We start from the raw sequence: 2,947 nt of genomic DNA, 5'->3' as shown, positions 1-2,947 counted from the left end.
ACGTTCTCCGGTCAAAACAAAGGGTTGTTTGGTCTGAAGGGAATCGCCAAAGTTGGACCATTGAAATTGACGACCATTGCATCGCTCGAAAAAGGGAAAAAGAACAAACTGAAAGCGAACAGCGGCGAGCAAGAACGTGAAGTTCGCATTCAAGACATTGATTTTGTCAAAGATCAGATTTTTGTAATTGATACGGTTTGCTTGGATCGCGCTCGTCGGGTCGGCTCTGGTGGTGTTTCAAGTGGACTCGGTTTCATTATTACCGACAATATCGTTTATGTAACACCGGTTACCGGAATGACTTCGACCGACGTTCCGATTCGCGGCTTTGCGATGGCAGAACCGCCTCCGGTTGCACTCTTCGACTCCGCACAATTTGCCGTTGACAATGTCGATAACTTTTCAAACAACTTTATTCCGTTGCCGAAAAGCGAATATCGCCTCGATGAAAATACCGGTATTCTCACCCTTAACCGTCAGTTAAGCGCCGGTCAAACGATGGGTATCGTTTATTGCACCAGTTTAGGCGATACGATTGGTTCGTTTACTCCGATATCCGGGGTCGGGAACAGCAAATATCTCCTGTTGAAATTACTTCGCGGTTCGCAAAACCAGGCGTCTTCCAAGACATGGAACTTGATGTTGCGAAATTACTACTCCTTACAGGGACAGAATATCTCAAAAGAGAGTTTCGAAGCAACAATTTATAAGTCCAATACAGAACCGCCACAACAAACACAAAATGGACAATTTTACACGAACGTTCTTGGAATCGACCGGATCGACAACTCCAACAGCTCTTTAGTTAGTACCGGCGATGGTAAAATCGATGCGGAGTATGTTGATTTTTCCAATGGTTTTATTCGATTCCCCGCGCTTCATCCCTTTGCACCGCGAAACATTCTGCCAACTGATACGTTTCGTTGGCCAGACTGGTTTTTCGATGGCGCGTTGCAAGAGAGCGTTTTAGATACCTCGACGTACCTCCGTGCGATATACAATAATCTGAATCCGGGTGTCGGTTCACAGTACTATATTCATGCGAAAGTTCGCTCTCGCACGAATGTATTGAACCTTGGGGTTGCAGTCCTTGAGAACTCGGAAGAGGTAACATCCGATGGTCGGGTATTAAATCGCGGCAGTGACTACACAATCGATTATTTCTCAGGAACATTGACAGTTCTTGATCAGAGCGCGTTAGCGGCGGGACGAAATCTGGAAGTCACCTACGAATCGGGTGAGATTTTCCAACTCGACCGCAAAACATTGTTAGGTATCCGGGCAGAGTATGCACTCTGGGAGGATTCGTTCATCGGTTTCACGTTTTTGTCACTCAATGAGAAACCACTTGACAAACGGGTACGGTTAGGAAATGAACCGCTATCGAACCGAATCTGGGATATCAATACCCGCCTCCAATTCAAGCCGGCTTTTATGACTTGGGCAATGGATGCCTTGCCGTTAGTTGCCACCGAAGAACCTTCAAAGATTACAATTGAAGGGGAAATCGCACAGGTCTTTCCCAATCCCAACACCATGAGTAACGACGCGACCGGCGATAAAAATGGCGTCGCGTATGTCGATGATTTTGAGTCAGCTAAACGCACGACCCCCCTCCCGATTACATGGCGTAGTTGGAGTTTATCGGCATACCCCCTCCCCGATGCACTTCGCGTACCCGGCGATACGTTAGCTGTTTTCCCGGCGCGGGTATTCCGATGGTACAACCCGTACTATCAAGAACCGATAAAGAATATTTGGCCGGATCGGGACGTCAACAGCAACGTTGCAAATACCACACAGACATTGGTTATTGATTACGATCCGAAAACGTCACGAACGGGAGCTGAAGACACAGTAGCCTCCCGGAAAAACTCGTGGGGTGCGATTACCCGTTTCCTTGGCAGTGGGTATAGCAACCAACAGGAAGCGAAGTACGTCGAAATCTGGTTAAAGAATGACTTTAATGCGAAGGGTTCCTTATTCCTCGATTTTGGCCGGATCAGCGAAAACACCATTCCAGACGCTGATGTCAACCCTAATACAGAAGACGCTCGTATTGGCGAACGATTAGGCGATGGGATCTTGCAAAGCGATGAAGACACTGGTATCGATGGAATTGCCGGTGTCGATCCATCGGACTGGTGGGACATTAATCATAATCGTACAGGCAGCTCACCAGTAAATACTCCCGATACCGCAACAGTACTTATCGATGGCCAGTTCCGTCATGTCATCGAACCACGCTCGTTTGACGATTATTATTATAACTCCTCAGAGTATAACACCTACGATCGAATCAACGGAACCGAAAATAATCGCACCGATGAGGGGGGTAGATACCCCAATACAGAAGACTTGGATGGGAATGGGAACTCGGATAAACAAAATGACTTTTACCGGGTCACAATCGAGCTTGGCGACTTGAATTCACCTTACATCGCTGGTGGCAGCCGCGATCCCAACGATCCCGACAATAAAGGGTGGTATCTATATCGAATACCGATTGCGGATACGATTCGTGTGAACAGCCCTGACTTACAGAATATTCAATACTTCCGAATCGGGTTGGCAAATTTTACTTCAGAAGTAAAGCTTCGGATTGCGGAAGTCAATATTGTTGGTAACGAGTGGCGGGAACCGGGGCCATTGTCGCAACAACGCACAACGCAATATGCTTTGGAAGCTGACGTTTACAATACCGACGAGAATTCAACAGGTGATGTTTCGGGGTACATACCTCCCCCCGGCGTTGCTGGCACTATCGATCCGGTAAGTGATGTACGACAAAAGGAACAATCGCTTCGGATCAAAATCAATCAGTTAGGTACTGGTGAGACATCGTACCTTGTAAAGACTTTGTATGATCCGATCAATTTACTGGATTACCGGCGACTGAAACTTTTTGTCCATGGCGGCGCATTCCCGACAAAAGTTCCCAGCGGGA

The 2,947-nt window shown here is 47.3% G+C and carries 1 protein-coding gene; it reads left to right on the top strand.

The features are described 5' to 3' along the window. The coding region (gene sprA, locus OEM52_14710; protein ID MDK9701385.1) for a cell surface protein SprA at positions 1-2,947 on the top strand (2,947 nt) is incomplete at both ends.

Source organism: bacterium (genome assembly GCA_030247525.1).
Classification (GTDB): Bacteria; Electryoneota; JAOADG01; order JAOADG01; family JAOADG01; genus JAOTSC01.
Note: the sequence above shows the minus strand (reverse complement) of the source record. Positions and strands in the feature narration are given on the sequence as shown.